The organism is Acinetobacter sp. Swhac1 (assembly GCF_013390985.1).
GTDB classification, from domain to species: Bacteria; Pseudomonadota; Gammaproteobacteria; order Pseudomonadales; family Moraxellaceae; genus Acinetobacter; species Acinetobacter towneri.
In genome coordinates this window covers 1-2,935 of the sequence record NZ_JACASN010000076.1, presented here as the reverse complement: position 1 = coordinate 2,935, position 2,935 = coordinate 1, and the positions used below count along the sequence as shown (strand labels likewise).

Below are 2,935 nucleotides of genomic sequence, written 5' to 3'. Positions count from 1 at the left end.
CAACTGTTTGGGTGTTGTATAGTCAAGCCTCACGAGCAATTAGTATTGGTCAGCTTCACATATCGCTATGCTTCCACATCCAACCTATCAACGTCGTAGTCTTCAACGGCTCTTTAGGAGGCATAAAGCCTCGGGGAAATCTTATCTTGAGGTAGGCTTCCCGCTTAGATGCTTTCAGCGGTTATCCCTTCCGAACATAGCTACCCGGCGATGCGACTGGCGTCACAACCGGTACACCAGAGGTTCGTCCACTCTGGTCCTCTCGTACTAGGAGCAGATCCTCTCAAATTTCCAGCGCCCACGGTAGATAGGGACCGAACTGTCTCACGACGTTCTAAACCCAGCTCGCGTACCTCTTTAAATGGCGAACAGCCATACCCTTGGGACCTGCTTCAGCCCCAGGATGAGATGAGCCGACATCGAGGTGCCAAACACCGCCGTCGATATGAACTCTTGGGCGGTATCAGCCTGTTATCCCCAGAGTACCTTTTATCCGTTGAGCGATGGCCCTTCCATACAGAACCACCGGATCACTAAGACCTACTTTCGTACCTGCTCGACTTGTGGGTCTCGCAGTTAAGCGCGCTTTTGCCTTTATACTCTACGCGTGATTTCCGACCACGCTGAGCGCACCTTCGTACTCCTCCGTTACTCTTTAGGAGGAGACCGCCCCAGTCAAACTACCCACCAGACATGGTCCTCGTCCCGGATAACGGGACAGAGTTAGAACCTCAACATTACCAGGGTGGTATTTCAAGGACGGCTCCACTCGGACTAGCGTCCAAGTTTCAAAGCCTCCCACCTATCCTACACAAGTAAGGTCAAAGTTCAATGTCAAGCTGCAGTAAAGGTTCACGGGGTCTTTCCGTCTAGCCGCGGGTACACCGCATCTTCACGGCGAATTCGATTTCACTGAGCCTCTGCTGGAGACAGCGCCGCCATCATTATGCCATTCGTGCAGGTCGGAACTTACCCGACAAGGAATTTCGCTACCTTAGGACCGTTATAGTTACGGCCGCCGTTTACTGGGGCTTCGATCAAGAGCTTCGCTTACGCTAACCCCATCAATTAACCTTCCAGCACCGGGCAGGCATCACACCCTATACGTCCACTTTCGTGTTTGCAGAGTGCTATGTTTTTAATAAACAGTTGCAGCGGCCTGGTTTCTGAGGCTGTCGACAGCTCAAGGAGCGAGTCCTATCACCATCAACAGCGTACCTTCTCCCGAAGTTACGGTACCATTTTGCCTAGTTCCTTCAGCAGAGTTCTCTCAAGCGCTTTGGTCTACTCGACCTGACCACCTGTGTCGGTTTCGGGTACGATTCCAGTGTAACTGAAGCTTAGAGACTTTTCCTGGAAGCAGGGTATCAGCCACTTCACTGTACAAGTACAGCTTGCTATCAGATCTCAGCATAGAGCACCCCGGATTTGCCTAAGATGCATGCCTACTTCCTTTCACCTGGACAACCAACGCCAGGCTGACTTAACCTTCTCCGTCCTCTCATCGCATTACACTGAAGTATTGGAATATTAACCAATTTCCCATCGACTACGCCTCTCGGCCTCGCCTTAGGGGTCGACTCACCCAGCCCCGATTAACGTTGGACTGGAACCCTTGGTCTTTCAGCGAACGGGTTTTTCACCCGTTTTGTCGTTACTCACGTCAGCATTCGCACTTCTGATACCTCCAGCAGACTTCTCAATCCACCTTCTTCGGCTTACAGAACGCTCCCCTACCACGCATAATAAATTATGCATCCGCAGCTTCGGCACATAGTTTTAGCCCCGTTACATCTTCCGCGCAGGCCGACTCGACTAGTGAGCTATTACGCTTTCTTTAAAGGGTGGCTGCTTCTAAGCCAACCTCCTAGCTGTCTATGCCTTCCCACATCGTTTCCCACTTAACTATGATTTTGGGGCCTTAGCTGGCGGTCTGGATTGTTTTCCTCTTGACTACGGACGTTAGCACCCGCAGTCTGTCTCCCGGATAGTACTCATTGGTATTCGGAGTTTGCATCGGTTTGGTAAGTCGGGATGACCCCCTAGCCGAAACAGTGCTCTACCCCCAATGGTATTCGTCCGAGGCGCTACCTAAATAGCTTTCGGGGAGAACCAGCTATCACCGAGTTTGATTAGCCTTTCACCCCTATCCACAAGTCATCCCCTGGCTTTTCAACGACAGTGGGTTCGGTCCTCCAGTTAGTGTTACCCAACCTTCAACCTGCTCATGGATAGATCACCCGGTTTCGGGTCTATACCCAGCAACTATACGCCCTATTAAGACTCGATTTCTCTACGGCTCCCCTATTCGGTTAACCTCGCTACTGAATATAAGTCGCTGACCCATTATACAAAAGGTACGCAGTCACCAAACAAGTTGGCTCCCACTGCTTGTATGCATGCGGTTTCAGGATCTATTTCACTCCCCTCACAGGGGTTCTTTTCGCCTTTCCCTCACGGTACTGGTTCACTATCGGTCAGTCAGGAGTATTTAGCCTTGGAGGATGGTCCCCCCATATTCAGACAAGGTTTCACGTGCCTCGCCCTACTCGTCATCATTATGTGTGCCCTTTCGTGTACAGGACTATCACCCACTATGGTTGCACTTCCCAGAGCATTCCACTAAAACACACATAACTTAATGGGCTTTTCCCCTTTCGCTCGCCGCTACTGAGGGAATCTCAATTGATTTCTTTTCCTACGGGTACTGAGATGTTTCACTTCCCCGCGTTCGCTTCGTATGACTATGTATTCATCATACGATACCTACCTTAAGGTAGGTGGGTTTCCCCATTCAGAAATCTCCGGATCAAAGGATATTTGCCGCCTCCCCGGAGCTTTTCGCAGGCTATCACGTCTTTCTTCGCCTCTGACTGCCAAGGCATCCACCACATGCACTTAATTACTTGACTATACAACCCCAAACAGTCGTTAA

At 50.6% G+C, this 2,935-nt stretch carries 1 rRNA gene; it reads right to left on the bottom strand.

What is annotated here, in order from left to right:
* Positions 1 to 18 precede the first annotated feature (18 nt).
* Positions 19 to 2,912 (bottom strand): 23S ribosomal RNA (locus tag HX743_RS15770).
* Between the last annotated feature and the right edge of the window lie 23 nt (positions 2,913 to 2,935).